We start from the raw sequence: 25,110 nt of genomic DNA, 5'->3' as shown, positions 1-25,110 counted from the left end.
AATCTTATTCTTCCGGCGCGGGAAGAGCCTGATCGAGGCCCGTTTCCCATTTTCCGGGTGTTAGCCAGTCGACCACCACGCGCCGCTCGCCCGGGCCGTTATGCTCCCAGCGCCAGCGCAGCGTCCCATCGCGTGACATCTTGCCGCCTTGCGACGCATCATCGGTGATGGTGACGGCAGGCGCCGCGGGCACATCCTCGCCTGAGCGCGGGCAATGCGCGACGAGGCCGCGGATCGAGTCCATGCGCGTGACTACGATGTCTTCCGGACCCAAATCCGGAAGTGGTTGACGGGCGGGCGGCTGCGGGTTGTCCGGAGCGGCAATGTCGTAAGTCCACTTGTAGGACCGGTCGCTCTGCCGCTCCCACACGGTCACATAGGTTCCGACAAGTCCTTCAGGATCGACGAAACGGCCTGAGCTGACAGCCAGCGCCCCGTCGCAGCTCATCCAGACTGCACGAGGCTCCCATTGTACCGCCTTCTCTGGGTTCGACTGGCTCGCGAGCCACGGGTCAGCTACAATCGGCCCATTGCGGCCGTGGATGATCGCGCCGGGTGCTGCGAAAGAGCGGAACGCGGTCCACTGGCCGGTGTCGCGGGCCGCGCGCGCAAACTCCAGCTCTGCCTTCACGACTTCGCTGGGCTGGGCTTCACCCGGAGCGCCTGCGAGCGCGCGATTGATGACGCTGTCGGGAATGCGCGGACGCTGCTGGCCGCAAGCGGCGAGCGTGGCGGCAAGGCCGATCAGGAGCGCTAAACGCTTCAAAGGTCTTCCGGAGGCGTGAGGCCGGCATTGCGATGCGCAGCGACGAGCGTGTTGCGCAAGAGTACCGCGATTGTCATCGGCCCGACGCCGCCAGGTACAGGCGTGATCGCCGCCGCCACTTCGCTCGCTTCGTTGTACGCGACATCGCCCACAAGCTTGCCTTTCTCTTTGCCCGGCTCCGGCGGCAAGCGGTTGATCCCGACATCGATCACCGTTGCGCCTTCCTTGAGCCATTCGGCTTTTACCATCTCAGCCCTACCGACTGCGGCAACGACGATGTCTGCGCGCTTAACCACGGAGGGCAGATCCTTGGTGCGGCTATGGGCGATCGTGACGGTTGCGTTGGCATCAAGCAGCAGCTGCGCCATCGGCTTTCCGACGATGTTGGAGCGGCCAATGACGACCGCTTCCAGGCCGGATAGGTCGCCTAACCGGTCTGTCAGCAGCATCATGCAGCCCAGCGGCGTGCAGGGCACAAAACCGCTCTGCCCGACTGAAAGGCGGCCTGCATTGATGACGTGGAAGCCATCGACATCCTTGTCAGGACTGATCGCGGAAATGATCGATTGCTCGTCGAGATGATCCGGCAATGGTAGCTGGACGAGAATACCGTCTACGCTCTCATCCTGATTGAGCTGTTCAACCAATGCGAGCAGGTCTTCAGAGGAAGTGTCTGCGGGCAAGCGGTGCTCAAAGCTCGCCATATTCGCGGCCAACGTCGCCTTGCCCTTGCTGCCGACATAGACCTGGCTTGCGGGGTCATCACCGACCAGAACCACTGCAAGGCCAGCCTTGCGGCCAGCGGCCTCTTCAAAGCTCGCAGCATATTCGCCTACACGTTCGCGCAGACGCGCAGCGAACGCCTTCCCGTCAATTCGCGTGGCTGTCACTAGACGCTCCGGATTATGCCAGAAAGAACGATCAGGATGATGTTCAAGACGATAATCAACACGAGCGGACTGAAATCGATCGCTCCGGTGCTGGGCATCAGATTGCGGATCGGTCGCAAGAGCGGGTCGAGCAAACGATTGATCGAATTATAGAATGCCATCAGGAAATCGTTCGATTGATTGACCACGTTAAACGCAAACAACAGCCCGATAATGAACTGGATGATGATCAGCATCACCAGCACATTGGTGAGCATCGCGATGATGTCGTAAAGAGTGTAAAGAGCTTGCATTGCGAACCTGTCTTGATGTGATTGGCGCCGTATTACAGAGATAATACGGTAAAGGCCAGAGTTTGATCCCGTCTTGCTGGGCTACCCCTGTCGGATCAGCGTGCCGGCACCGCGGGCTGTGAAGAATTCGAGCAGCATCGCATGGCCGACCCGCCCGTCAAGCACAACTGCTGCTTCGCAGCCAGCCTCCACCGCTGAGACGCAGGTTTCGAGCTTGGGGATCATGCCGCCAGAAATAGTCCCGTCCTCCTTGAGCTTCGCGATGTCATCTGGCGTGAGATCCGTCAGCAGTTTGCCTTCCTTGCTCATGACACCCGCCACATCGGTCAGCAGGAATAATCTGGCTGCACCTAGCGCCGAAGCAATGGCACCCGCCATCGTGTCTGCATTGATGTTGTAGGTCTCGCCATCTGCGCCCGCAGCGATCGGAGCGATGATCGGGATCATGCCGGAGGCGACCGCGGTGTCGATCACTGTAGTATCGACAGTCGACGGCTCGCCGACAAATCCGAGATCCACTGCTTTCTCGATATTGCTTTCCGGATCGCGCGTGGTGCGCTCCGCCTTGGTGGCTGTGACGAGGCCGCCATCCTTGCCGGAAATACCGATAGCCTTGCCGCCCGCACCCGCGATCCAGCTAACGAGCTGCTTGTTGATCGCACCCGACAGGACCATCTCTGCGACTTCAGCGGTGGCCGCATCGGTGACCCGTAGGCCATCGACAAAAGTGCTTTCAACGCCCAGTTTCTCCAGCATCGCACCGATTTGCGGCCCCCCGCCGTGAACGACCACGGGGTTGATGCCGACTGCTTTGAGCAGCACGATGTCTTCCGCAAAGTCGCGCGCGGCATCGGGGTTGCCCATCGCGTGCCCGCCATACTTCACCACGAAAGTGCGGCCCGCATAACGCTGGAAGTATGGCAGCGCTTCGATCAGCACTTCGGCTTTGGCAAGGGTGGTCTTGTCGCTGCTGTCGCTCATGGCGCATTTGTCCTGCTGTCTTTAAGCGCGCTTAGCGGCTAAGTGCGTTTCAGGGAAGAGAAGAGCTAGGCATCGACCTCAGCTGCAAGCGAAGCAAAGTCAGCATGACCCGTCGCTGGAAAAACGCGCTCCGTCCACATGGCATCGATCTCTGCTGCAATCGCTGCCGGGACAGTCTTCGCATCGCTGCCTTCTGCCTGGACTTTGGTGGAGTCGCTTGCTGCGGGAATGCCGACTTTCTCCTCCAGCGCTTGTGCGACCATCGCATCATCGAACTTGTCCATGTGCTCGACCATGAACGCCCGCGTAGTCCGCTCGTCAACGAGGTCCGCAAGCTCTTGTGTCAGCTCCACCCCGATGAATTTAGCCATCCGCTCGATCATGGCGCGCTTATTCTTCACCGCCCAACGATAGGTCGACAAAAGCGTGTCGGGTTCTTTCCGTCGCGCATACCAGCTCAGTAAATGCGTGAAATAATCGCACCCGCCCGGCCCGCCGGACATCCAGACAGGCAGGAACTCCTCCATCGCAATTGCGCCGGGTTCGATATGCCAACCATCCATGAAGCGATAGAATGAGACAAAGGTCTCCTTCGGATCGCGCAGTGTCACAACATAGCGCATACCCGCAGGCAGCCGCTCATAGTCCCGGTGAGACTTGAAACCGCGCGGATCAGCGTTTTGCGGCGCGGTCATATCGAAATTGCACAGCGCGCCGGTATCGTCCCACGGCACAACCCGGCTGATGTCGTCAAAGTCCATGTCGCCGCCCGTGCGTAATTGATGGAACATTTGCTGCATGAAGGTCGTGCCGCTTTTCGCCCAACAGGTGATGAAGACGTCGCCGTCTTGCGGCTCATAGGGTTTGTAATCAGGCGCAGGCAATTGCGCCCCCGCGCCCATATTGGCGATGAATTCTTCGATGGTTCGCGCGCGTCCTGCCATGCTTTCAAGTCCCCTGTTGACGCGTCCCAGCCCAAGGATTGGCAGGTCATGCGCAATCGGGCAAGTCTGCCTGACTGCAACTGCAATGCAAGAGGATCGCGTGGCGCGTTGGAAGTACCGCAAGCGCAGGAGCCATTGGATGCGCTGGACGACGCCGGTGCTGGCGATCGGGCTGGTCGGTGCATGGTATGTCTTTGGCCCGCGTATCGCTCCGCAAGACTGGAGCACAATAGGCACGCAATTCGGGACGTGTGGCGAGCGAGGCCGACCCTTCCACTGCGTGAGCGACGGTGACACAGTGACTATCGGCTATGGCCAGAATGCCAGGCGGATCAGATTAACCGGCTTTGATGCGCCGGAGATCGCCGGGGCATGTCAGGCGGAGAAAACAAAAGCCATTTTAGCGCAGCGGGAACTCAAAAGCTGGCTTAATCGCGGGCCGTTTGAATGGGACGGCGGTGCTTCAGCTCCACGCGACCAGTATGGCCGCGAGCTGCGCGCAGTTCGCCGGGTCAATAAGGATGGCACAGTGGAAAATCTCGCTGACCACATGATCGAGAAGAAGCTAGCCTCAGGCGATGGTCCTTGGGAATGGCGCGACTGGTGCGACTAGGGTCGCGCCTCAAGCCAATCCTCTCCAACAGCACATAAAAAAGGGGCCGAAGCTCTTAGAGCTTCGGCCCGTTCCAGGTGTTCGTTCGCAGGAGGAACGAGGTGAGGCGGGGAGAGGGGAGAGGAGAAGAAATCTCTCCCCGCCAAACTGGTTAAATTTAAGTCCGGGCGAATTCGGGATAGGCTTCCACCCCGATTTCCGCGTGATCGAGACCTGACATCTCTTCCTCTTCGCTCGGACGAACACCGATGGTGGCCTTGAGAGCGAACCAGACGATGGCGCTGGCGATGCTGACGAAGACTGCGGTGAGCAGGACGCCAACGAGCTGGCCCATATAGGTCGCGTCGCCATAGAGCGGAACGATCATGGTGCCCCAGATACCAGCAACCAGGTGAACCGGGATCGCGCCGACAACATCGTCGATCTTCAGCTTGTCGAGGATCGGAACGAAGATGACCGGGAGAAGGCCGCCGATACCGCCGATGATGATCGCACCTGTTACGGTCGGAGCAAGCGGTTCAGCAGTGATAGCAACCAAGCCGGCTAGCGCGCCATTGAGCGCCATGGTAATGTCAGCCTTCTTGTAGCGGATCAGCGTTGCGACGATCGCGACGACCACACCGGCAGCAGCTGCCATGTTCGTGTTCACAAAGATCTTCGAAACGTCGGAAACATCGCCAACCGTGCCCATCGCGAGCTGCGATGCGCCGTTGAAGCCGAACCAGCCAAGCCAAAGGATAAACGTACCCAAGGTTGCAAGCGGAATGTTCGCGCCTGGAAAGACGTTGACCTTGCCGTCTGCGCCGTAGCGACCGAGGCGCGGCCCGATGATGAGAGCACCGACAAGCGCTGCCCAGCCACCGGTTGAGTGAACCAGCGTCGAACCAGCAAAGTCAGAGAAACCGTGTACGCTATCGAGATAGCCACCGCCCCACTCCCAGCTGACAACAGTCGGGTAGATGAAGCCGCAGAGCACAACGACGAACAAGAAGAACGGTACGATCTTCACGCGCTCGGCAACGGTGCCGGACACGATAGAAGCGGTCGTTGCGCAGAAGACCATCTGGAAGAACCAGTCGGATGCGACGGAATAGCCGGTTTCCGTGTCCGCTTCGCCGACGCCTTGCATGTCGTACGGGAAGCCGCCGACACCGAAGAGACCGAGCGAGCCTTCAGCAAAGCCGGGATAAGCGATCGAATAGCCGATCACCCAGAACATCAGGCCGGCAATCGAATAGAGGCCGATATTCTTGATGCACTGCGTCGATGTGTTCTTTGCGCGGACAAGGCCAGCTTCAAGCATGGCAAAGCCAGCGGCCATCCACATCACGAGGAAGCCGCCAATCAGGAACAGCAGCGTGTTGAAAATGTAAGCGGTGCCGGGCGAGACAGCGTCAGCAGCAGGCGCGGCGGCCTCTGCAACTTCTGCGACAGCCTCAGCCGCTTCAGCGACAGGCGCGGCGGCGAGTGCCGGCTGCGCCAGAGCCACGAGACCGGTGGCCAGCGCAGCATAGGAAAGAGTTTTGCGGTTCATCAGTGAAGTCCCCTGGATCACAGCGCAGTTTCGCCGGTCTCACCGGTGCGAATGCGGGTTGCAGTGGCGAGGTCGAGCACGAAAATCTTGCCATCCCCGATGGCATCCGTTCTGGCAGTCGTCTGAATGGTTTCGACCACCTGAGCGGCGATATCGTCACTCACAGCGACTTCGATTTTCACCTTTGGCAGCATATTCGTGGAATATTCCGCGCCGCGGTAAATCTCTGTCTGGCCTTTCTGGCGGCCAAACCCCTTCACTTCCGATACGGTCATACCCGCAACGCCGATGCCACCCAGGGCTTCGCGAACGTCGTCGAGCTTGAACGGTTTTATTATGGCGATGATGAACTTCATCCGTGCCCCCTTATTGGTTTCGGGCCTTTGGTCTTTCAGCGACACCCGGCTTCGCTTTACAGCGAGTCCCGCATCAGCAAGAGCTGTGCCAATTTCAGCTGACGTAAGGGAATCCAGAAGTTAACGAGAAATTACCGGCCACACCGGTGGAGTTACTGCCTAATATTTGGGCTTGTGATTATTTTTTAGGCAGGCCAAGCTTTGCAAACACTGGCAAATGGTCTGAGGCCTGCGCGGCAGTGGTGCTGTGGTGGACGTCTCCACCCACCCAACTCCAATCCGGCGTCGTCACAATCCTGTCGAGCCGCGCGATAGGCCGCTGAGCGGGATAGCTGGGTCCTGGAGCAAGTTGTTGCCAGCTCATCCCGAACTCGCGCATCGCTCCGGTCAGCCTGCCCCATTGATTAAAGTCGCCCATCAGAACCGTTGGCAAGCGTTCTTCGCGCTCCGCATTCCAGTCAATCAATGCGCGGATCTGATCGCGCCGCCTCAGACCTGACAGATCGAGATGTGTACCAAGCACCCGGAAGCGATGCGCGCCTGCGCTGATCTCGCCGAATACAGCGCCGCGCGGCTCAAGCGTTGGCAAGTCAAGCGCGCCTGCCGCGAGGATTTGGAACTTACGCCGAACCAGCAGGGCATTGCCATGCCATCCCAGACTGCGGCGGCGTTTTGCGACGGGGACCGGCAGCCAAGGCGTGTCATCGAGCATTGCGCGTGGGAGCACACTTGCGCGGGAGCCAAACCGTAGATCGGCCTCCTGCAATGCAATGACATCCGCATCCACTTCGCGCAGAACACGCATGATGCGGTCCGCATCGCGCCGACCGTCCACACCAACGGCCTTGTGGATGTTATAGGTCGCAAAGGTGAGCTCCACAAAAGCGCTCCGCTGCCGCTTTAGTCGCCTGCGAAGAAGCGATCGGTCGGCCGCGTCGGCAAGCCGTCAATGCTTTGCTTGCGGGCCTGATACTTCGCAACCCACTCATCCGGATCGAACTGCGCATGCGCTTTCTTCAGAGTGTGGCGCTCATCCTTGTATTCCATGAACGGTACGCCCCAGCCGCAACTGGTCTGGATGCTCTCGATATCGATCACGAAGATTTGCCGTGTTCCGGGAAGCAATGTGAAGTGGCCGACCAGCCCATCCCACTCATCATCCTTCGGCAGAACCGGACGGCCCTTGCCGTAAATGCGCAAGATTAGCGCAGGGCGATTGAACTCGCAGAACATGATAGTGATGCGGCCATCCGCCGACAGGTGCGCATGGGTCTCATTGCCTGAACCACCGAGATCTAGATAGGCAACTTGAGTGGGTGAAAGCACACGAAATGCATCATAGCCCTTGGGACTAAGATTGATCCGCGCATCTGCCGCTGCAGTCGCGACAAAGAACACCGGCTGCTTTGAGATCATCGCGACATGCTTTTCCTCAAGCGCGTCAAAAAAGTCAGCCATCAGAAAAGCTCCTGCCTTAGAGAAAATCGCGAAGGGTCTGGATGAACCGATCGAACTGGTCGTGGTGAAGCCAGTGGCCCGCTTTCTCAAACTCGATCACTTCGGCATTATTGAAGTGAGCTATGCGTCCGTCTTTTTCCGGATTGGAAGCCCAACTGTCTGCGCCATAGAGCAACAAGGTCGGTGCGGTGATTGCGCCCCAGATCTGCTGAAGAAATTCGTCTGCGATATCTTCGACACCCCAGACATTGAGGTGCGGATCGAATTTCCAGCTGTATGTCCCGTCTTCATTACGGTTGATGCCGTGGATAGTCAGATGGCGCGCCTGTTCCTCGGTCAAATATGAGTTTTCTTCGATCATCCGCGCGAAGGCATCTTCAATGGATTTGTACTTGCGCGGGGTCCGGCCTGAGGCAGCGCGCTTCTTCCCGATCCATTCGGCAAAACGCTCTGAATACGGTGTTTGGCGCCGCTCTGCCTGCCATTTCGGACTGGGGCCGACGCCCTCGATGGCGACAATCTTTCTCACCATGTCCGGAAATACGCCTGCATAGCGCAATGCAACATTGCCGCCCATCGAATGGCTGACGATTGTGACCGGTCCAACACCCAGCTGATGCACCAGCTGCGCCAAGTCATAAACCATATCATTCGCGCGGTAGTTTCCGTCTGACACCCACTCACTGTCACCATGCCCGCGATGGTCGAACGCGACCACCCGCCAGTCCTCACACAGCGCTTCAGCTGTCCAGTCCCAGCTCCTCGCATGGTCGCGCCCGCCATGGACGAGCACGAGCGTCGGCTTTTCGCGATCAGCTTTGGTTTGCGCCCAGTCAAAATAGGCGAGTTTCAGCCGCTGGCTAATAAAGATCTGCTTTGTCGGGCCTCTGCTCATGAGAAACCCATGCCGCGAAGTGATGCAGCGGGCAAGCCTACCGTTCTTTCGTGGCCGAGAATGTCAGGTCGGGGTTGTTTTCCGCCTGATAGTTCACGTCCCACGGGCTCTTCGCCATGAAGACGAGATCGCCATCGCGATCCTTCGCAAGGTTCGCGCGGTTGAACTCCTCAAAGCTTTTGAGCGCTTGCCCCACGCCTTTGACCCAGCGTGCGGTGGCAAAAGGCGCAGCCTCAAGACCTGCTTCGACTTTATACTCCGCAGACAAGCGGCTGATGAGAACATCCAATTGCAGCTGGCCCACCACCCCGACAATCCACTGCGCGCCGATCTCCGGATAGAACACCTGCAGCACGCCTTCCTCCGACAGATCGTCGAGCGCCTTGCGAAGCTGCTTGGTCTTGGTCGGATCTCTCAGTTGCACGCGGCGCAGGATTTCCGGCGCAAAATTCGGCAAGCCGGTGAAGCGCACTTCGTTCTTCTCGCTGAGCGTATCGCCCACGCGCAAAGTACCGTGATTGGGAATACCGATGATGTCGCCCGCCTCTGCCGTATCGGCAATCTCGCGGTCCTGCGCAAAAAACAGGATCGGCGAATGCACTGCGATCGGTTTGCCAAGTCCTGACGGGGTCAACTTCATGCCGCGCTTAAAGGTGCCGGAAACCTGCCGCATGAATGCAATCCGGTCGCGGTGGTTGGGGTCCATGTTGGCCTGGACCTTGAAGATGAAGCCGGTGACTTCGTCACGCTCGGGCGAAATCTCGCCGTCAGCGGAGGGCTGCGGACGCGGCGGCGGCGCGAACTTGGCGATCGCCTCAATCACTTCCTCGACCCCGAATTGTTTCAAGGCAGATCCGAAGTAGACCGGCGTCAGATCACCATTGCGATAAGCATCGAAATCGAATTGGGGATAGCCTTCGCGTGCCAGCAGGCCTTCCTCGGCAATGCGCGCTACCCCTTCAGCGGAAATATGATCCGCGAGCACCGGGTCCTCTGCACCTTCGGTCTTGATCGTCTTCCCGCGAAACTCCTTGCCATCGCCCTCAGGCAAATGGAGTTCGCCGGTTTCGAAATCATAGACTCCTTCAAACAGCCCGCCCATGCCGACCGGCCAGCTCATCGGCGCGGTGTCGAGCGCGAGCTTGTCCGCGATCTCGTCGAGCAATTCGTATGGATCGCGCCCTTCGCGGTCGATCTTGTTGATGAAGGTGATGATCGGAACTGAGCGCAGGCGGCAGACCTCAAACAGTTTCAGCGTCTGCGGCTCTATACCGGCGGCGGCATCGAGCACCATGATCGCGGAATCGACGGCCGTCAGCGTGCGGTAAGTGTCTTCGGAGAAATCCTCGTGCCCTGGCGTGTCGAGCAGGTTGAATGTGATGCCATTACGCTCGAAGGTCATCACGCTGGAGGTAACAGAGATACCGCGCTGCTGCTCGATCTTCATCCAGTCGGAGCGTGCCCGCCGGGCCGCCCCGCGCGCTTTGACTTCGCCCGCCAAATGGATCGCGCCTCCGGTCAGCAGCAGCTTCTCGGTAAGTGTGGTTTTACCCGCGTCAGGGTGCGAGATAATCGCGAAGGTGCGCCTGTCGGAGGTCATGGCTGTGGCCCGCACGGATTAACCGCGCAGCTCCGCTCCTTGCTTCGCAGCTGCCGCGACGACCGCATCGGAAATCGTCTTCAGGTCCGCATCCTTGTAGCTCTTGTCTTGCGGTTGCAAGAGCACTTCCAAAGCGATGGACTTTTTGCCCTCGGGCACGCCTTCACCTTCGAAGACGTCGAATACGCGCGCTCTTACGATGTTGTTCTTGTCCGCGCCAGCCACCGCTCGAACCAGATCGGCGGCGGGCAAATCTGCCGGCACAAGGAAAGCAAAATCGCGCGTCACTGATTGAAGCGAAGGAGGCGAATAGGAAGAGCGCGCAAAGCTTGCATTCTTCTTTTCAGGGATCGCATCGAGGAAAATCTCTACGGCAGCCAACGGGCCGTCGATATCGAACGCTTTGAGCGTGGCTGGATGCAACATACCGAAGCGAGCGAGCACATTCTTTGGTCCCAGCCGCAGGGTTGCGGATTGGCCAGGATGAAACTCAGCCCCTGCCTCGCCCATGGTCATAAGCTTGTTCACCGGCGCACCCGCTTCAGCGAGCAACGCCCGCGCGATGGATTTAGCGTCATAGGCATCGAACTTGGTCGCCTTGCCGCTCATCCAGCGCCGCGCATCCTTTTCGCCCGCCATGATGACGCCAAGCGTTGGCCTCTCATCGCTCGCGCCGCCTTTCCCGCGGAAATAACGGCGTCCGATTTCGAACAGGCGCAGGCTTGATGCGCCGCGATCGAGATTACGCTTGGCTGCACTCACAAGACCCGGAAGCATGGAGGGCCGCATGACTTTCATGTCTTCGCTAATCGGATTATCGAGCGCCCACAGCTCCTCACCATTCGCCCAGAATTCAGCTTCTTCCGATGGCAAGAACGACCAGGTGATCGCTTCATGGAATCCATTGGCTGCAGCTGCACGGCGAAGCTTGCGTTCCATCACTTGCAGCGGCGTCGCTGTCGGCTTGGCAACGCCATCGATACGCGGCAGCGCTACGCTTTCAACCTTGTCGAGGCAGTGGATACGCACGACTTCCTCGACCAAGTCTGCCGCACCTTCGATATCGTGCCGGCGCAGCGGACAGGTGACTTGCCAATCATTTCCAACTTGAAAGTCGAGGCTTTCCAGAATGCGTTTCTGCTCGTCCGCAGCTATTTCCACGCCGCCAAGCTTCGCGGTCATCTCCGGATCGAAACTCAGCACTTTCGGCTCGCTTGGCGGCGAACCCGCGTGCACTTTCTCACTTGCCTGACCGCCTGCAAGCTCGACGATCATGCCGGTCAGCAGATCCAATCCATCATCAAGGAATGCAGGATCAACACCGCGCTCAAACCGTGTGCGTGCATCGGAGGCCAGGCCCAGCTTGCGGCCGGTCACACCAATGCGCGCAGGATTGAAGTAGGCGATCTCGAGCAGAACATCAGTCGTTTCGTCCGAACAGCCCGAATCCTCGCCGCCCATGATGCCGGCAATGTCATGCACGCCTGCATCATCCGCGATCACCGTCATGCTATCATCGAGCGTGTAGGTCTTCTCGTTCAAGGCGAGGACCTGCTCGCCATCCTTTGCGCGGCGAGCAACGACTGCTCCGGTCAGCTTCGCCATGTCATAAGCGTGCGCTGGACGGCCATAGGCGAGCATGATCCAGTTGGTGAGGTCCACCAGCAGCGAGATTGGTCTCTGGCCTGCGCTCAGCAAACGCATTTGCAGCCAGTCTGGCGATGGTCCATTCTTCACGCCTGTGATGACGCGGCCATAAAAGGCGGGGCACCCCTCCGGATCATCCGTGCGGATCTCTATCGGGCAATCGCCTGAAGCTTCGAAATCAGGGATTGGAATAGGCTTGAGGGTGCCAAGGCCGGCCGCGGCGAGATCGCGCGCAATCCCGTAGACACCCATGCAATCGGGGCGGTTGGGCGTGATCGCAACGTCGAAGACAGGACTGGTGCCTTGGTATTTCGCGAATGCCTCGCCGACGGGAGCATCGTCTGGCAGTTCGATGATGCCGTCATGCTCATCGCCAAGCTCAAGCTCGCGCACCGAACACATCATCCCATTGCTTTCGACGCCGCGTATCGCGCTTTTGCGAAGCTCCATGCCGTTGGCAGGAACCTTCGCGCCGGGAAGGCCAAGCACGCCCTTCATACCTGCTCGCGCATTGGGCGCACCGCACACCACCTGCAGCGGATAGCCCTCGCCCGTGTCGACGGTGAGAACCTGCAGCTTGTCCGCATCGGGGTGCTTGTCAGCCGTCAGGACCTTTGCGACGCGAAAGCCTGCGAGCTTCTCTGCTGGGTCTTCAAGCCCTTCCACTTCCAAGCCGATCGCATTGAGCGTGTCCGCGATTTCCTTCGGGCTCGCATCGGTTTCGAGATGGTCCTTCAGCCAAGTGAGCGAGAACTTCATGATGCCGCTCCTACACCTGCTGAAAGCGTCGGCTGATCAAACGGGCTGAAGCCGTAATGGTCGAGCCAGCGCACATCGCCGTCGAAGAAGGCGCGCAGATCGTCCATGCCATATTTGAGCATGGCGAGCCGGTCGACGCCAAGGCCCCAGGCAAAGCCTTGCCATTCATCCGCATCAAGCCCGGCCATCTCGATCACGCGGCGGTTGACCATGCCGCTGCCGAGCAGCTCCATCCAGTCATGGCCCTCATCATCGCCATTGCCGCCAACGACCCAGCGACCACCTTGCTTGGAATAACCAACGTCAACCTCGACGCTGGGCTCAGTGAACGGGAAGTAGCTCGGGCGCAAACGAAGCACGATGTCATCACGCTCGAAGAAGGCTTTGAGGAAAGTCTCAAGCGTCCATTTCAAATGGCCCAGATGGATATCGCGGTCGATCACCAGGCCTTCGACTTGGTGGAACATCGGCGTGTGCGTCGCGTCACTATCCGAGCGGTAAACACGGCCGGGTGCGATGATGCGAATGGGCGCGCCTTGCTCGACCATGCTGCGGATCTGCACCGGCGAAGTGTGCGTGCGCAGCAGCATCGAGTTGCCGTTCTCATCCTTATCCGGGAAATAGAACGTGTCATGCATTGCCCGTGCAGGGTGGCTCTCATCCATGTTGAGCGCGGTGAAGTTGTGCCAATCGTCTTCAATCTCTGGGCCGATTGCGACCGCGAACCCGAGATCGGCAAAGATCTCAGCGAGCTCGTCCATCACCTGACTGACCGGATGAACCGAACCGCGAGGTTCTTCGCGCGCTGGCAAAGTGAGGTCCAATGTCTCGCTTGCAAGCTGCGCTTCCAAGGCAGCGCTTTCCAACGCATCCTTCTTTTCCGCAATCGCGTCAGCCACTTCTGCGCGGACGGCCTGAATGGCAGGAGCTGCAGCGGTGCGCTCTTCAGGGCTCATGCCGCCGAGCGTTTTCAGAGCGAGGCTCACCCAGCCCTTTTTGCCAAGCGCAGCAACGCGCTGTTCGTCGAGCGCATCGAGCGTATCGGCTGCGGCAATTGCGCTGAGCGCAGCATCCTTTTGTGATGTCAATTCTGTCATGGTTTTCGCGTTTCTAATCCAAGCGGGCGCGCTAGCCGGATTTAGCGCACTTTCCAACCGGGAATGCCGCGAAAGTCAGCCCGGCTTGTCGAGTGTCTGAGCTGCAGAACCCCAAATACGCGCGCGAGCTTGTACAAAGGAATCGAGGATCGGGTGATCGAGCGCTGCATAAGCGCTCGGACTCATCGTCATGAACTCAGTGAATTCGCGACTGAATTGCGCCTGATCGTGGTAATGACCGTCCATTGCGTCGGTCCATTTCTTGCCCGGGTGCAGCATGAAATGCACCAAGCTACGCATAAAGCGCTGGCGACGCATCAGCAGCTTTGGCGCGAATCCGAAATAGCGCTGCGTGATCCGCTCAAGCGTGCGCACGCTCATGCGGGATCGCTCGGCAAACTCTGTCACGCTGACCAATTCTTCCTCGAGCAGCGCACGGTGTACTTGCCGGATTTTTTCATCATCGCGGGTCGGCTGCATGGTCTTACCCATCAAGCTGACTATAGCTGCAAACTGCTCTTCGTCGGTGGCATCTTCGTCGCACAGCACTTCGCAGATACCGGACAGGTGCTGGAACGCCGGATGCTTCTCTGCATCAGCAAGGACGTTTGCCAATTTGGCAGCATCGCTGCGTACAAAGCGCGCCCAGCCTAATGGCAGAAACCCAATGCCCCACATCTTGGCACTGCCAAGCGAAAATTTGAGAGGCTTGCTACTCGGCCCGGTCGCAACACACCGTGCACCATCAAGCTTTGAACGCGCGATGCTCCCCGTGGGCACGCTACCGGCAAAGAACCGGATATTGCCCCACTCCGGCTGCAGATAATCCGTAACTTGACGGCCCTTATCGACCTCAAGCTCAAGTCGGTAGAAGGTCGTGAAGCAGCCATCGAATTGCTCAGGCGGCGCAAAAAACCGACTGCGCACTCGATGCGATCTGTTGGCGCCCCTGTTAGCGTTCTCACGAGCCATTGACGCGGCCTTTGCCCGAACAAGAGCAAATTTACAAATGTGAATGCAAAAGAGGCGCCAGAGCCATGCTCTAGCGCCCCTTTATGCCAGTGGGAAAACTAACCCTGCACTTAAGCTGGGAGAGCATCCTTCGCTTGCTTGATGATGCTTGCGAAAGCAGCACTTTCATTCATCGCGAGGTCCGCCATGACCTTACGGTCAAGTTCGATACCGGCGAGCTTCACACCATGCATGAACTGCGAATAGGTCATACCTTCGGCGCGGACGGCTGCGTTGATGCGCTGAATCCAGAGCGCGCGGAAATTGCGCTTCTTGATCTTGCGATCGCGGTAAGCGTACTGGCCAGCCTTTTCGACTGCCTGACGCGCAATGCGAATGGTGTTTTTGCGACGACCGCGATAGCCCTTGGCTTGATCGAGTAGGCGCTTGTGCTTCTGGCGTGTGGTCACGCCGCGTTTGATGCGAGGCATAGTATATTCTCCTTAAACCAGCGCGCTCAATCGAGCCCGTAAGGCGCCCACTTTTTCACTGTCTTCGTATCGGCTTCCGACAAGACAGAGGTGCCGCGGTTCTGGCGAATATACTTCGCATTGTGGCTGATCAGGCGGTGGCGTTTACCAGCAACACCGTGCTTGACCTTGCCGGTCGCGGTGATCTTGAAGCGTTTCTTCACACCGCTCTTGGTCTTCAGTTTGGGCATTTTTATCTCCTTAAGTCAGAGACACATTGGCTCAGCCCTGGCAGCCCTTTCAGCCAGGCCGAACACGCAAATCTGTGTCGTGAAGGCGCGCCAACTAGCGATTCTGTGGCGAAATGCAAGCCTTTTACAGGCGGCTCACCCTCCGCTCATCGCCTCCAGCACATCTTCCAGCCGTGCAGGCTCACCCAGCGCGATGACCCGGCCGCCTTCCTTCTCAGCGCTGTCCGCATCAAGCGGATTGCCCTGCCAATCGCTCATCATACCACCAGCCCCTTCGACCACGGGAACAAGTGCAGCATAGTCATGCAGCTTCAGACCGCTTTCGATGACGACATCCAGATGTCCGGAGGCGAGCAGTCCGTAATTATAGCAATCGCCGCCATAAACCGGATAGGGCCGCTTGGGATATGCCTTCGCCACGACCCTGAGATAGGCGTCGACATCTTCCTCGGCAAAAGCATGCGGGCTTGTCGTTGCGACACTTGCCCCTTCCAGAGAGCGGCAGCGGCGAGTGGAAATCGGCATACCGTTGAAGGTCGTGCCTTCGCCGAGCACACCGACCCAGCGCTCACGCGCGATCGGTTGATCGATAATGCCGAGCACCGGCCAGCCATCTCTCAGCAAAGCAATGAGCGTTCCGAAGATCGGCCGCCCTGCGACAAAGCTCTGCGTGCCATCAATCGGATCGAGCACCCAGGTGTAGGATGCGCCTTCGCGCGTTGCCCCATACTCTTCGCCAATAATGCCATCTTCCGGTCTTTCTGCTTCGAGGATTCTGCGCATCGCCTGTTCAGCAGCGCGATCCGCTTCCGTTACAGCAGAATGATCGTCTTTTTCCTCAGCCTGCCAGTCGCCGCGAAACAAAGGCCGGATCGCTTCGCCAGCTGAATCTGCAAGCCGGTTCGCCAAGTTAATGATATTAGGTGTCATTTTCGTGTCTTTTGCTATTATGCCCGCAGGGTCGCCGATTCTTTTTCGCTCTTGTGGCGAGGAATCTGTATGGGGGCAAAGTCGAAATTGGCCAGAGCAAGAGACCGCCAGCCTCAAACAAGCGCTACTGCGCTTCGATCCTTCTTGGGCCACACATCGCAAGGCGAGCCGCTGTCCAACAATCGCGCGCCTGCCGATGATCTCGCGCCGTGGGTAGCGCGGGTCTATGCGACACAAGTCGAAATGAGGCCGGACGATACCATGTCATGTGGCATGCTGGCGGACACACCGGTACTCAGGCTCCTCTTCTCTGGTAACTGGACTGCCGAAACCAGAGACGGTCACGGGCGATACGGGCCGTCAGCGCTGTTCTTTGGCGCGCAGACCAAGCGTATGCCGGTGACTGTAAAGGGAAGCTTTGCAACTGTCGGCGTTGCTTTGAAGCCAGGGGCCGTCACGGCGCTCAAGGGACCAGTTGTCTCAGAAACGCTCGATCGCATCATCCTCTATGATCACATTTATGGCCACAAGGAATGGGGGTCGAGCGCACAGATGATCGAGTGGTTTGATCCAGCCGGTCCTGCCGAGCGCTGGCTCAAAGTCGCCGAGAAGCTATTCAGAATGCTGGCGGAACGAGCTGGCGGAACGAAACCTGATCCGATCATTGCTGCATTCGACAAAGCCGCCTTTGCCAATCCAAATTTGAATATTGGAGAATTTGCCACTGAACATGATATCGAGCGTCGGCGCCTGGAACGACTGATCAAGAAATCATACGGACAAACCGCCAAACAAGTACTGCGACGGGCGCGTGTCCTCGACATTGCGGCGCATTTGCGCGGTGTGGCAGACAATCGCGAAGAAGAAGAGGCAGCGCTGCGCTTTTTCGATCAGTCACACATGATCCGCGAGTTTCGCAGCTTCTTCGGCATGACACCGCGTCAGTTTGCGCGCTCCCCTCAACCGTTTATGACGCTCACGCTGGAGGCACGGCAAGCGCGGCGACTCGAAGTTTTGGGCCGAACCCTGCCAGGAAACTTGCCACCGTGGCGCAGCTGACAAAGCGCGTGCAACTGAGGTCCGCATAACACGTTGCTTTTGCAAGGTACTTGCAATAGACTCAACGTGTTGAGCGCCCATAGAGGCTGCGCAGGATGGACTTCGAACAGTAGCAAACATTGTCCAGATGTTTGCAGACAGATCTCTTGAGAAGATCATTGAGGAACGGGGTCGCATGGACAAGAAGCCTGCCTCAGGCAGTAAGCACGAAAGCCTGGATGCGCTGGACTCGCGCTCCGGAACCAGTACGTCCGGACTGCCGCTCTCCGTTAATCGCGAACCTTCCGATGGCCTGCGCCCATGGGTCGCGCGGCTCGTCGCCGCGCGGATCGAAACCGAAGCAGATCACACCATCGTTTGTGGCATGTGCAATGACCTTGCTTATCAGCGCCTAGTGCAACGCGGTCGCTGGACCGCGCAGAGCAAGGATGGGCACGACGCCTATCAGGACGAGGCTCTTCTGTTCGGGCCGCACTCGAAATATATGCCGCTCACTTGCACCGGCCCGGTTGTTGCGATCGGTGTCGGCCTGCGACCCGGCGCGCTCACGCGGCTAGCCGACCAGAAGGCGCCGGAGCTGCTCGACCGGATTGTGCGCGGTGATCCACTGGGGCTTATCGAGAGCGACATGGCCAGCGAGTATCCGGCAAGCGCCACACCCGACCAGTGGATCGCGCAATTGGAAGCACGTTTGCGGTTGCTCATCGAGAAGCTAGACCCGGAGCCACCTGATCCTGTCTCGACCGCATTTGAGCGAGCGGCCTTCCTTAATCCCAACATCGCCCCGGGCGACGTTGCGGAAGAGCAAGGGATCAGTTTGCGGCAGCTTGAACGGATCGTGAAACGCGACTTCGGGTTAAGCCCCAAGAAGGTTTTGCGCCGCGCGCGAGCGCTGGATTTGGCAGCGCAATTATGCGGTGTCGCCGATGAAGCGGAAGAACAGGAATTGCTGCTGCGCTATTTCGATCAGTCGCATTTGATCCGGGAGTTTCAGGCGTTCTTCGCGAATACCCCGGCAGCCTTCCGGTCCACGCCTCACCCTCTGATGACGATCAACCTTGAAACACGACAAGCGCGCCGGCTGGAAATCCTCAATCGCATCATGCCGGGCGAGCGCCGGCCTTGGGAAGCAGAGTAAGCAATCAGTCGAACAGGCTGGAAACCGAGCTTTCGTCAGCAATCCGGCGCACGGCTTCACCGACCAATGGCGCAATCGTAAGGATGCGGATGCGCTCCGCCTCCATCGCGGCATCAGTGGGTCGGATGCTGTCCGTGATCACTAGCTCTTTCAGCGCAGAGCCTTCGACCCGGGCAACCGCTCCGCCGGACAGGACACCGTGCGTGATATAGGCGGCGACTGACTTGGCCCCTTGGTCAAGCAGCGCTTGCGCGGCGTTGCACAAAGTCCCGCCGGAATCGACGATGTCGTCAATCAGTATGCAATGGCGCCCTTGCACGTCGCCAATGATGTTCATGACTTCGCTTTCACCAGGGCGGTCGCGGCGTTTGTCGACGATAGCGAGCGGCGCATTGTCGAGCCTTTTTGCAAGCGCCCTGGCGCGGACCACGCCGCCAACATCGGGCGAGACCACCATAAGGTCCTGATCGCCATAGCGCGCCTGGATATCGGCTGCCATGACAGGGGCGGCATAGAGGTTGTCGGTCGGGATATCGAAAAAGCCCTGGATTTGCCCCGCGTGCAGATCGACCGCGAGAACGCGATCCGCACCTGCCTCTGTCACAAGGTTTGCCACAAGCTTGGCAGAGATCGGTGTGCGTGGACCCGGCTTTCTGTCCTGCCGCGCATAGCCGAAATAGGGTACAACCGCTGTGATACGCTTGGCTGATGCACGCTTCAACGCGTCAATGCAGATCAGCAGCTCCATCAGATTGTCATTGGCCGGAAAGCTGGTCGGCTGAATCAGGAAGACATCTTCGCCGCGGACATTCTCGTTGATCTCGACGAAGATTTCCTCATCGGCAAAACGCCTGACACTCGCATCGGTGAGCGGCATTTCGAGATAGGCGGCAATTGCCCGAGCGAGCGGCAAGTTCGAATTGCCGGACATGATCTTCATGGCGGTGTGATCCCCGAATCGCGCGCCGAATCGCGACGCTTGTCTGGCGTTTGGCTTAGCTGAGGGCGGCCTGTTTGCAACAGAGAGCGGTGAGAGGTTTTGCCCAGCGCGGAGCGCGCCAGTGGCCTAGCTCATCAACCCATCCTGGATGCACCGGCATAAACGCCCGGACGATGCCAGAGATAGACAATCGCGCCCATGATGATCGCGCACAAAGCCGACCACATCAGCGGAATTGGCGCGAGGAAGATCGCGCTCACCCCAAGAACGATAACATCGACAACAATAGCAGTCCGCCCAATCGGCCAGCCGAATTTCTGCAAGAGCCAGACCGCGAGCACGCCAAAGCCGCCAAGCCCGGTACCATGACGGACCAGCATCAGCATGCCTTGCCCAAGCAAGGTTCCGCCAGCAATCGCCGCGACTAAGGGGCTGTCAACGCCCAGCCGTACCGTATCTTCAGCCACTACTGACAGCACCGCTATACCCACGCTTGCCACAACTGTGCGCAGCGCAAACAGCGGCCCAATCGCGAAGTATCCGAGGACCAGAAAAGGAAGAGTGAGCAGTCCGAGAAGCAGGCCAGGCGCAAGCGGCACAAACTGTGAGACCAGCAGCGCCGTTCCCGCCATACCCCCTGCGACCAATCCTGCCGCATGCAGAATTGCAAGGCCGGTCGCGACAAAGATGCATCCGACGATCAGTGCGAGTGCATCTTCAAGCAGCGTATGGCTGACAGGCTGATTGGGTTCGCCAGGATCAGATGCTTTCATGACAAGGCGTCCTCGCTGCTGACTGCTCTCGTCTCGGTTTTGAAAAGGCCCACCATCGCCAAAGCTGCCAAAGGCCAAATCATACCATAGCCCAAAATACCAATGTTTCGCAGCTGCATGTCGGCAAACACAACCCCCGCGAGCCCGGCAAGAGATAGCCAGGCGCTGACCAGGACCAGCCGCCGCACTATCTTTTCCCTTCCAGTCGGACTGAACGTAGCTGCGATACAAAACAGTGCGAGGGGAAACAGGCCATCCCAGGCCAGGATGTCCAGCGCATAGGCCACAGACGGCCACTCAAATGCAAACAGCGCCCTCGAAATATCATCCTGCTGGAACAGCTCAGTTCGAGAAAGCGTGAGGATTGAGAAATGGACTGAAGCAGAGATGGTGGTAAGCGTGCAGATGAAGATCAACGCCGCGAGTGAATATGGACGAAGTGGCACTGGTGTTCGCATATGAAGCGCGCTGAACAACATGACTAGCAGTGGGAGTTCAGTCAGGATGAGCAGCTCCAGGATCGTGAACCAAGGATCGCCGATGGGATCCTGCGCGCTATCTAGCGAAGCAAAGCCGCCACCCAACGCCGTAACGTAAAGAACTCCGGTGACGAATACGCCAAGAGCCGCCCACCGGCCCAGTGAAGAACCCGAAGATTCGTCGGACCGCATGGCGATCAATTCACTTCACCCGGTGCTCGCCCCGGACCCAGCGCACAGTGCCCGAGCTCGCGCGCATGACAACGCTTTCAGTTGTCATGAGGCCGCCGCGTTTGCGCTTGACGCCTTCGAGCAGCGAGCCTGATGTCACACCGGTTGCGGCAAAGATACAATCGCCCTTGGCAAGGTCTTCCAGCTTGTAGATGCGATCAAGGTCTTCAATGCCCCATTTGCGCGCGCGCGCTTTTTCATCGTCATTGCGGAAGACCAGTCGTCCGTTGAACTGTCCGCCAACACATCGCAAAGCGGCTGCTGCGAGCACGCCTTCCGGGGCGCCGCCCTGACCCATATACATGTCGATTGTCGTGTCTTCATCGGTGACCGCGATCACGCCAGCGACGTCGCCATCGCCAATCAGCACAACACCGCAACCGATGCTGCGCAGCTCTGCGATCAAGTCTGCATGACGCGGCCGGTCGAGCACGCAAACGATGATCTCATGCGGCTCTACACCTTTTGCCGCAGCGACCGACTTCACATTCTCTGTCGGGGTCTTTGCAAGATCGATGACATCGGCTGGATAGCCAGGGCCGACCGCAATCTTGTCCATGTAAGTGTCAGGCGCATTCAGAAGGTTGCCCTCTTCTGCTGCTGCGAGAACTGCCAGAGCGTTAGGGCCGGCCTTTGCCGTGATGGTCGTCCCTTCCAACGGATCCAGCGCGATGTCGATTTTCGGACCCTTGCCAGGAGCCCCGCCAACCTTCTCGCCGATATAAAGCATCGGCGCTTCATCGCGTTCGCCTTCGCCGATCACCACCGTGCCGTCCATATAGAGCGTATCGAATGCTTTGCGCATCGCTTCCACAGCCGCCGCATCGGCTGCCTTTTCATCGCCGCGACCGATTAGATTGGAAGCGGCAACAGCCGCCGCTTCTGTCACACGCACCATTTCCAGTACGAGCACACGGTCAAGCGCGTTTGCGGCGTCCGGTTTGTTGGCAAGCAGGTCAGCGTTTTCAGTAGCATTCATGGCGAATTCAGCCCTTTGCGTGGCAAGAATGAAGAACTCTGCGGCTTGGCGCAGTTATCGGTTGGCGACCTTTCCGGCGCGCTTAGCCACAAGGAGGTCCATTTGTCGAGAAGGCTGCGAGACTTATGGCCCATGGTGAGACGGATGGCATTTGCTTGCTTAGCGCTTTGCTTGCCAGCCAGCGTGTCTGCTCAGGAACAGGCAGCCTCCGAGTTTAAATTGGAAAAAGCAGAGGACTTCACTGAACGCGAAACCGAGCGAACTCCCGATGGCGATACAACCATCGACATCCTTGCTGACGCAGACGAGCTTTATGGTCCCCCGCCACCATTCGAAGACTGCACGGACGAGCAGGAGGCCGCAATCATATCGGGCGAGATCATCGTCTGTCGCAGGAAGCAGGATCAACGCGAGTTCCGAACAACAAGCCCGAGTGATGCACAAAGGCGGTATGCGGAGGAAACAGCTTTCGCGAACGATCCTCAGGCACCTGATGTCGCGGGCGCAGGAATATTCAAAGGACCGGCAACTGCTTCGGGGCTCTGCTTCATTCCGCCTTGCCCCAAGGAAGCTGCCCTCATCATTGACATCGAGTCGCTGCCCGAAGCGCCGCCAGGCTCGGATGCTGACAGGATTGCGCGCGGGCTTCCGCCACTCGGTAATGATCGAGGAGCGCCTCCAAGCCAGGAAGAGCTGGGCTTGCCTCCGGTCCGGCCGACCCTGACCACAGGTGCGCAGACAAGACCGGAACCAGAGACTAATCCGGAAGAATCGGAAGAACCAGAGGAGCAGCCGTAAGGCTGTCAGACCCTTCAAGCAGGCCAATCGCCTCGCTCACGCATTTTTCCGGGCCTTCATGCGTGACCATTGCGACCAGCACATCTTCGCCTTCCCCGGCGCGGCCTTTCTGAAGCAGGCTCTCGATAGAAACATCGGCATCGCGCATAGCGGCGGTAATTTCCGCGAGTACGCCGGGGCGATCCGCAACTGTAAAGCGGATATAGGTCGAGCCTACTCTATGGCCGGGCTCTAGCGGTGCCATCTTGACCAGCTGCGAAACCGGTATGGAGAGCGGCGCGCCTACTTCATCGCGGGCGATGTCAATCAAGTCTGCAACCACAGCACTTGCGGTAGGACCTTCGCCGGCACCTGCCCCTTGAAAAAGCAAGCGGCCTGAAAAATTGCCTTCCGCGACGACGGCGTTGGTAGGGCCATCAACTGGCGCAAGCGGGTGCGCTTTAGAAACCAGACATGGACGCACACGCTGGAGCAATTTTGCGCCATCCTCGCTGTGTTCAACATCGGCCTCTGCAATCAGTCGGATAACATAGCCGAGCGCGTCGGCCTGAGCGATATCCGCTGCTGTAATCCTCGTAATCCCGGTTGTGCGCACATTATTGAAATCAATCTCGGCGCCGAATCCTATTGCTGCAAGGATCGCCAACTTGTGCGCAGCATCGATCCCTTCAATGTCAAACTCAGGGTCCGCTTCAGCGTAACCAAGCCGCTGCGCTTCGCTAAGCGTTTCGCCAAAGTCAGCGCCGGTGTCTTCCATCTCTGACAGGATGTAATTGCAGGTCCCGTTGAGGATGCCGTAAATTCTTTCAAGCCGGTTGGCCGACGTGCCTTCGCGCAGACCCTTCACCACTGGAATGCCGCCAGCGACCGCGGCTTCAAACTTGAGCGGGACATCGCGCGCCTCTGCGCTTTGCGCGAGCGTCAAACCATGATGCGCGATCATCGCTTTATTGGCTGTGACAAGGCCTTTGCCGCGCTCAAGCGTTGTACGAGCGAGCGCGAGGGCCGGACCATCCGAGCCGCCGACTAGCTCTACCACGACATCCACATCGTTGCATGCCGCAAGTGCAGTCATATCGTCTTCCCAGCCAAAAGTGCTGAGATCGACACCCCGATCCTTGCTGCGATCGCGCGCACTGACCGCGACGACTTCAATTGAGCGACCAGCACGAGCGGCGATCACATCGCGGTTCGCCTCAAGCAAGCGGATCACGCCTGCTCCAACGGTGCCGATCCCGGCCAAGGCGATGCGCAAAGGAGGCAGCGTTTCATTCATAGCGAGGCAATCCCTTTCATCACCGGTTCGCACGTCCCAAGACGAGGCGGGCACTAGCGCGGGTTTCGCGCCATGTGAAAGGGAATTGTCTAGAGTGCGGACAAGACTGGCTTGGCTGCGAAGCTCCTAGAACTCGGGCAGCCTGCGTTCGCAGGGCCCTAGCGACTGCCTTACGAAGACATAGTCGGCCGCTGCCTGACGGCGCGCTGTCGGGTCATCGCTATAAAGCGCGCCTGCCGGCAATTGTTCGGGAAGCGAGCAAGCCAGACGATACCAGCCAATGGAATTCGGCTCTGGCGGCAGCGCTGCTGCATCGATGATCTCGCCCCAAGAAACGCCCCATACGGGCGGACGGCCCGGACGACGCAAGACACTGATCGAAGCAGGTGCACTGCCATCGGTGTTGAGGAAGATCTGCGTTTCCGATTCGCCAGATAGGTTGCCGCGCACTGAGAAAGCATCGCGCACTCCGGTAATGGCTGGCGGACTGTCAGGCTGTGCAAGGTCTGCGAGAATCGGGCGCAGGCGTGCTTCCAATTCCGGCGAGTGCTGCAGCTGGCCGCTGGGCGCAACCAGCTGAATGGCGCGAGGACGGCCCGTCACAGGATTGGCAAAAAGCAAAACCTGAAGGCGCTTCAACCGAGGCACTTTGCCGTTCGCATTGAGCGGCACGTCGGCCAGATAAGTCAGCTCCTCGCCCATAGGAACCCGGCCACTGATAAGCGCCTCTGTTCGCGCCGTAACATAAAGACGCGCATAGCCCGGTGCGAGGCCGGGAGCACGCTCCGGCTCGACTTCTGCCTGTTTGCGAATCTCAGCCCGCAATACGAGCCCTGCAGAATCGGCAAGAGCGGCCAAATCTGCATAGGTCGGTCCAGCCAATGCACTTTCATTTGCACTTTCATTTTGCGCTGAGAGCGGAGCAAGCGAAGCAGCGGCTAGCGCTGCGATGACGAACCAGATTTTGCGAGCCATTTGCAAAAAATCAAATCCTAACAGGTA

Annotated in this window: 27 protein-coding genes; 4 read left to right on the top strand and 23 right to left on the bottom strand. The window is 58.7% G+C overall.

Features of this window, described 5'->3' with window-relative positions; all coding sequences use genetic code 11:
• Window positions 1-4: 4 nt before the first annotated feature.
• From HUO12_RS11605 to HUO12_RS11585, 5 genes are all read right to left on the bottom strand, one after another.
• A complete protein-coding gene (locus HUO12_RS11605) occupies window positions 5-766 on the bottom strand; it encodes a hypothetical protein (protein WP_176273752.1) in 762 nt (253 codons plus the stop codon).
• A complete protein-coding gene (folD, locus tag HUO12_RS11600; protein ID WP_176273751.1) occupies window positions 763-1,656 on the bottom strand; it encodes a bifunctional methylenetetrahydrofolate dehydrogenase/methenyltetrahydrofolate cyclohydrolase FolD in 894 nt (297 codons plus the stop codon). Before folD ends, HUO12_RS11605 begins: the two co-directional genes overlap by 4 nt.
• On the bottom strand, window positions 1,656-1,949 hold the full coding sequence (locus HUO12_RS11595) for a YggT family protein (protein ID WP_176273750.1): 294 nt from the start codon (window positions 1,947-1,949) through the stop codon (window positions 1,656-1,658). The genes folD and HUO12_RS11595 overlap by 1 nt, the downstream gene beginning before the upstream one ends.
• 81 nt (window positions 1,950-2,030) lie before the next feature.
• Window positions 2,031-2,930 carry an acetylglutamate kinase gene (argB, locus tag HUO12_RS11590; protein ID WP_176273749.1) on the bottom strand — a complete coding sequence of 300 codons (900 nt, stop codon included), beginning with the start codon at window positions 2,928-2,930 and terminating at the stop codon, window positions 2,031-2,033.
• A gap of 65 nt (window positions 2,931-2,995) precedes the next feature.
• Entirely contained in the window at window positions 2,996-3,874 is an 879-nt protein-coding gene (locus HUO12_RS11585) for a sulfotransferase domain-containing protein (protein ID WP_176273748.1), read from the bottom strand.
• 139 nt (window positions 3,875-4,013) lie between these two features.
• Here HUO12_RS11585 and HUO12_RS11580 point away from each other — a divergent pair, with 139 nt between their 5' ends.
• Window positions 4,014-4,487 carry a thermonuclease family protein gene (locus tag HUO12_RS11580; RefSeq protein WP_176273747.1) on the top strand — a complete coding sequence of 158 codons (474 nt, stop codon included), beginning with the start codon at window positions 4,014-4,016 and terminating at the stop codon, window positions 4,485-4,487.
• Window positions 4,488-4,644: 157 nt separating this feature from the next.
• Here HUO12_RS11580 and HUO12_RS11575 read toward each other — a convergent pair whose 3' ends face one another.
• The 12 genes from HUO12_RS11575 to HUO12_RS11520 all read right to left on the bottom strand — a co-directional run bounded on the left by HUO12_RS11575 (window position 4,645) and on the right by HUO12_RS11520 (window position 16,435).
• Window positions 4,645-6,021, bottom strand: coding sequence for an ammonium transporter family protein (locus HUO12_RS11575; protein ID WP_176273746.1), 1,377 nt, complete (start codon window positions 6,019-6,021; stop codon window positions 4,645-4,647).
• Window positions 6,022-6,038: 17 nt separating this feature from the next.
• The gene (locus HUO12_RS11570) at window positions 6,039-6,377 is read right to left on the bottom strand and encodes a P-II family nitrogen regulator (protein ID WP_176273745.1); all 339 of its coding nucleotides are present in this window, start codon (window positions 6,375-6,377) and stop codon (window positions 6,039-6,041) included.
• 178 nt (window positions 6,378-6,555) lie between these two features.
• Window positions 6,556-7,257, bottom strand: a complete 702-nt coding sequence (locus HUO12_RS11565; RefSeq protein WP_176273744.1) for an endonuclease/exonuclease/phosphatase family protein — start codon at window positions 7,255-7,257, stop codon at window positions 6,556-6,558.
• 20 nt (window positions 7,258-7,277) lie between these two features.
• Window positions 7,278-7,835, bottom strand: coding sequence for a pyridoxamine 5'-phosphate oxidase family protein (locus HUO12_RS11560; protein ID WP_176273743.1), 558 nt, complete (start codon window positions 7,833-7,835; stop codon window positions 7,278-7,280).
• Window positions 7,836-7,851: 16 nt separating this feature from the next.
• Window positions 7,852-8,730, bottom strand: a complete 879-nt coding sequence (locus HUO12_RS11555; protein WP_176273742.1) for an alpha/beta fold hydrolase — start codon at window positions 8,728-8,730, stop codon at window positions 7,852-7,854.
• A gap of 37 nt (window positions 8,731-8,767) precedes the next feature.
• The gene (locus tag HUO12_RS11550; RefSeq protein WP_176273741.1) at window positions 8,768-10,330 is read right to left on the bottom strand and encodes a peptide chain release factor 3; all 1,563 of its coding nucleotides are present in this window, start codon (window positions 10,328-10,330) and stop codon (window positions 8,768-8,770) included.
• An 18-nt stretch (window positions 10,331-10,348) separates the two neighbouring features.
• Window positions 10,349-12,736: a phenylalanine--tRNA ligase subunit beta gene (gene pheT / locus HUO12_RS11545; protein WP_176273740.1), complete on the bottom strand. Its 2,388-nt coding sequence runs from the start codon at window positions 12,734-12,736 to the stop codon at window positions 10,349-10,351.
• Entirely contained in the window at window positions 12,733-13,833 is a 1,101-nt protein-coding gene (pheS, locus tag HUO12_RS11540) for a phenylalanine--tRNA ligase subunit alpha (protein ID WP_176273739.1), read from the bottom strand. The genes pheT and pheS overlap by 4 nt, the downstream gene beginning before the upstream one ends.
• 75 nt (window positions 13,834-13,908) lie before the next feature.
• Complete coding sequence (locus HUO12_RS11535; protein WP_332310409.1) at window positions 13,909-14,760, bottom strand: helix-turn-helix domain-containing protein; 852 nt, start codon at window positions 14,758-14,760, stop codon at window positions 13,909-13,911.
• A gap of 155 nt (window positions 14,761-14,915) precedes the next feature.
• A complete protein-coding gene (gene rplT / locus HUO12_RS11530; RefSeq protein WP_176273737.1) occupies window positions 14,916-15,275 on the bottom strand; it encodes a 50S ribosomal protein L20 in 360 nt (119 codons plus the stop codon).
• A gap of 26 nt (window positions 15,276-15,301) precedes the next feature.
• Window positions 15,302-15,505, bottom strand: coding sequence for a 50S ribosomal protein L35 (gene rpmI, locus HUO12_RS11525; RefSeq protein ID WP_160608719.1), 204 nt, complete (start codon window positions 15,503-15,505; stop codon window positions 15,302-15,304).
• A 135-nt stretch (window positions 15,506-15,640) separates the two neighbouring features.
• Window positions 15,641-16,435: an inositol monophosphatase family protein gene (locus tag HUO12_RS11520; RefSeq protein ID WP_176273736.1), complete on the bottom strand. Its 795-nt coding sequence runs from the start codon at window positions 16,433-16,435 to the stop codon at window positions 15,641-15,643.
• A gap of 87 nt (window positions 16,436-16,522) precedes the next feature.
• Between HUO12_RS11520 and HUO12_RS11515 the strand changes: the two genes are divergently transcribed.
• Together HUO12_RS11515 and HUO12_RS11510 are read left to right on the top strand one after the other, a co-directional pair.
• The gene (locus HUO12_RS11515; protein ID WP_232367384.1) at window positions 16,523-17,494 is read left to right on the top strand and encodes a helix-turn-helix domain-containing protein; all 972 of its coding nucleotides are present in this window, start codon (window positions 16,523-16,525) and stop codon (window positions 17,492-17,494) included.
• 175 nt (window positions 17,495-17,669) lie between these two features.
• Window positions 17,670-18,632, top strand: a complete 963-nt coding sequence (locus HUO12_RS11510; RefSeq protein ID WP_176273734.1) for a helix-turn-helix domain-containing protein — start codon at window positions 17,670-17,672, stop codon at window positions 18,630-18,632.
• 4 nt (window positions 18,633-18,636) lie between these two features.
• On the opposite strand, the gene HUO12_RS11505 is transcribed toward HUO12_RS11510, so the two are convergent.
• From HUO12_RS11505 to glpX, 4 genes are all read right to left on the bottom strand, one after another.
• Window positions 18,637-19,572: a ribose-phosphate pyrophosphokinase gene (locus tag HUO12_RS11505; protein WP_176273733.1), complete on the bottom strand. Its 936-nt coding sequence runs from the start codon at window positions 19,570-19,572 to the stop codon at window positions 18,637-18,639.
• Window positions 19,573-19,706: 134 nt separating this feature from the next.
• A complete protein-coding gene (locus tag HUO12_RS11500; protein WP_176273732.1) occupies window positions 19,707-20,345 on the bottom strand; it encodes a YitT family protein in 639 nt (212 codons plus the stop codon).
• Window positions 20,342-21,025: a hypothetical protein gene (locus HUO12_RS11495; RefSeq protein ID WP_176273731.1), complete on the bottom strand. Its 684-nt coding sequence runs from the start codon at window positions 21,023-21,025 to the stop codon at window positions 20,342-20,344. The genes HUO12_RS11500 and HUO12_RS11495 overlap by 4 nt, the downstream gene beginning before the upstream one ends.
• Before the next feature lies 1 nt (window position 21,026).
• A complete protein-coding gene (gene glpX, locus HUO12_RS11490) occupies window positions 21,027-22,034 on the bottom strand; it encodes a class II fructose-bisphosphatase (protein ID WP_176273730.1) in 1,008 nt (335 codons plus the stop codon).
• A gap of 183 nt (window positions 22,035-22,217) precedes the next feature.
• Here glpX and HUO12_RS11485 point away from each other — a divergent pair, with 183 nt between their 5' ends.
• A complete protein-coding gene (locus HUO12_RS11485; protein ID WP_176273729.1) occupies window positions 22,218-22,832 on the top strand; it encodes a hypothetical protein in 615 nt (204 codons plus the stop codon).
• Here the strand turns inward: HUO12_RS11485 and HUO12_RS11480 are convergent.
• On the bottom strand, window positions 22,792-24,108 hold the full coding sequence (locus tag HUO12_RS11480; protein ID WP_176273728.1) for a homoserine dehydrogenase: 1,317 nt from the start codon (window positions 24,106-24,108) through the stop codon (window positions 22,792-22,794). The genes HUO12_RS11485 and HUO12_RS11480 overlap by 41 nt on opposite strands.
• Window positions 24,109-24,234: 126 nt before the next feature.
• Window positions 24,235-25,083: a hypothetical protein gene (locus tag HUO12_RS11475; protein ID WP_176273727.1), complete on the bottom strand. Its 849-nt coding sequence runs from the start codon at window positions 25,081-25,083 to the stop codon at window positions 24,235-24,237.
• Between the last annotated feature and the right edge of the window lie 27 nt (window positions 25,084-25,110).

Source organism: Altererythrobacter lutimaris (assembly GCF_013371495.1).
Lineage (GTDB): Bacteria > Pseudomonadota > Alphaproteobacteria > Sphingomonadales > Sphingomonadaceae > Erythrobacter > Erythrobacter lutimaris_A.
This window is presented reverse-complemented; position numbering and strand designations above follow the sequence as displayed.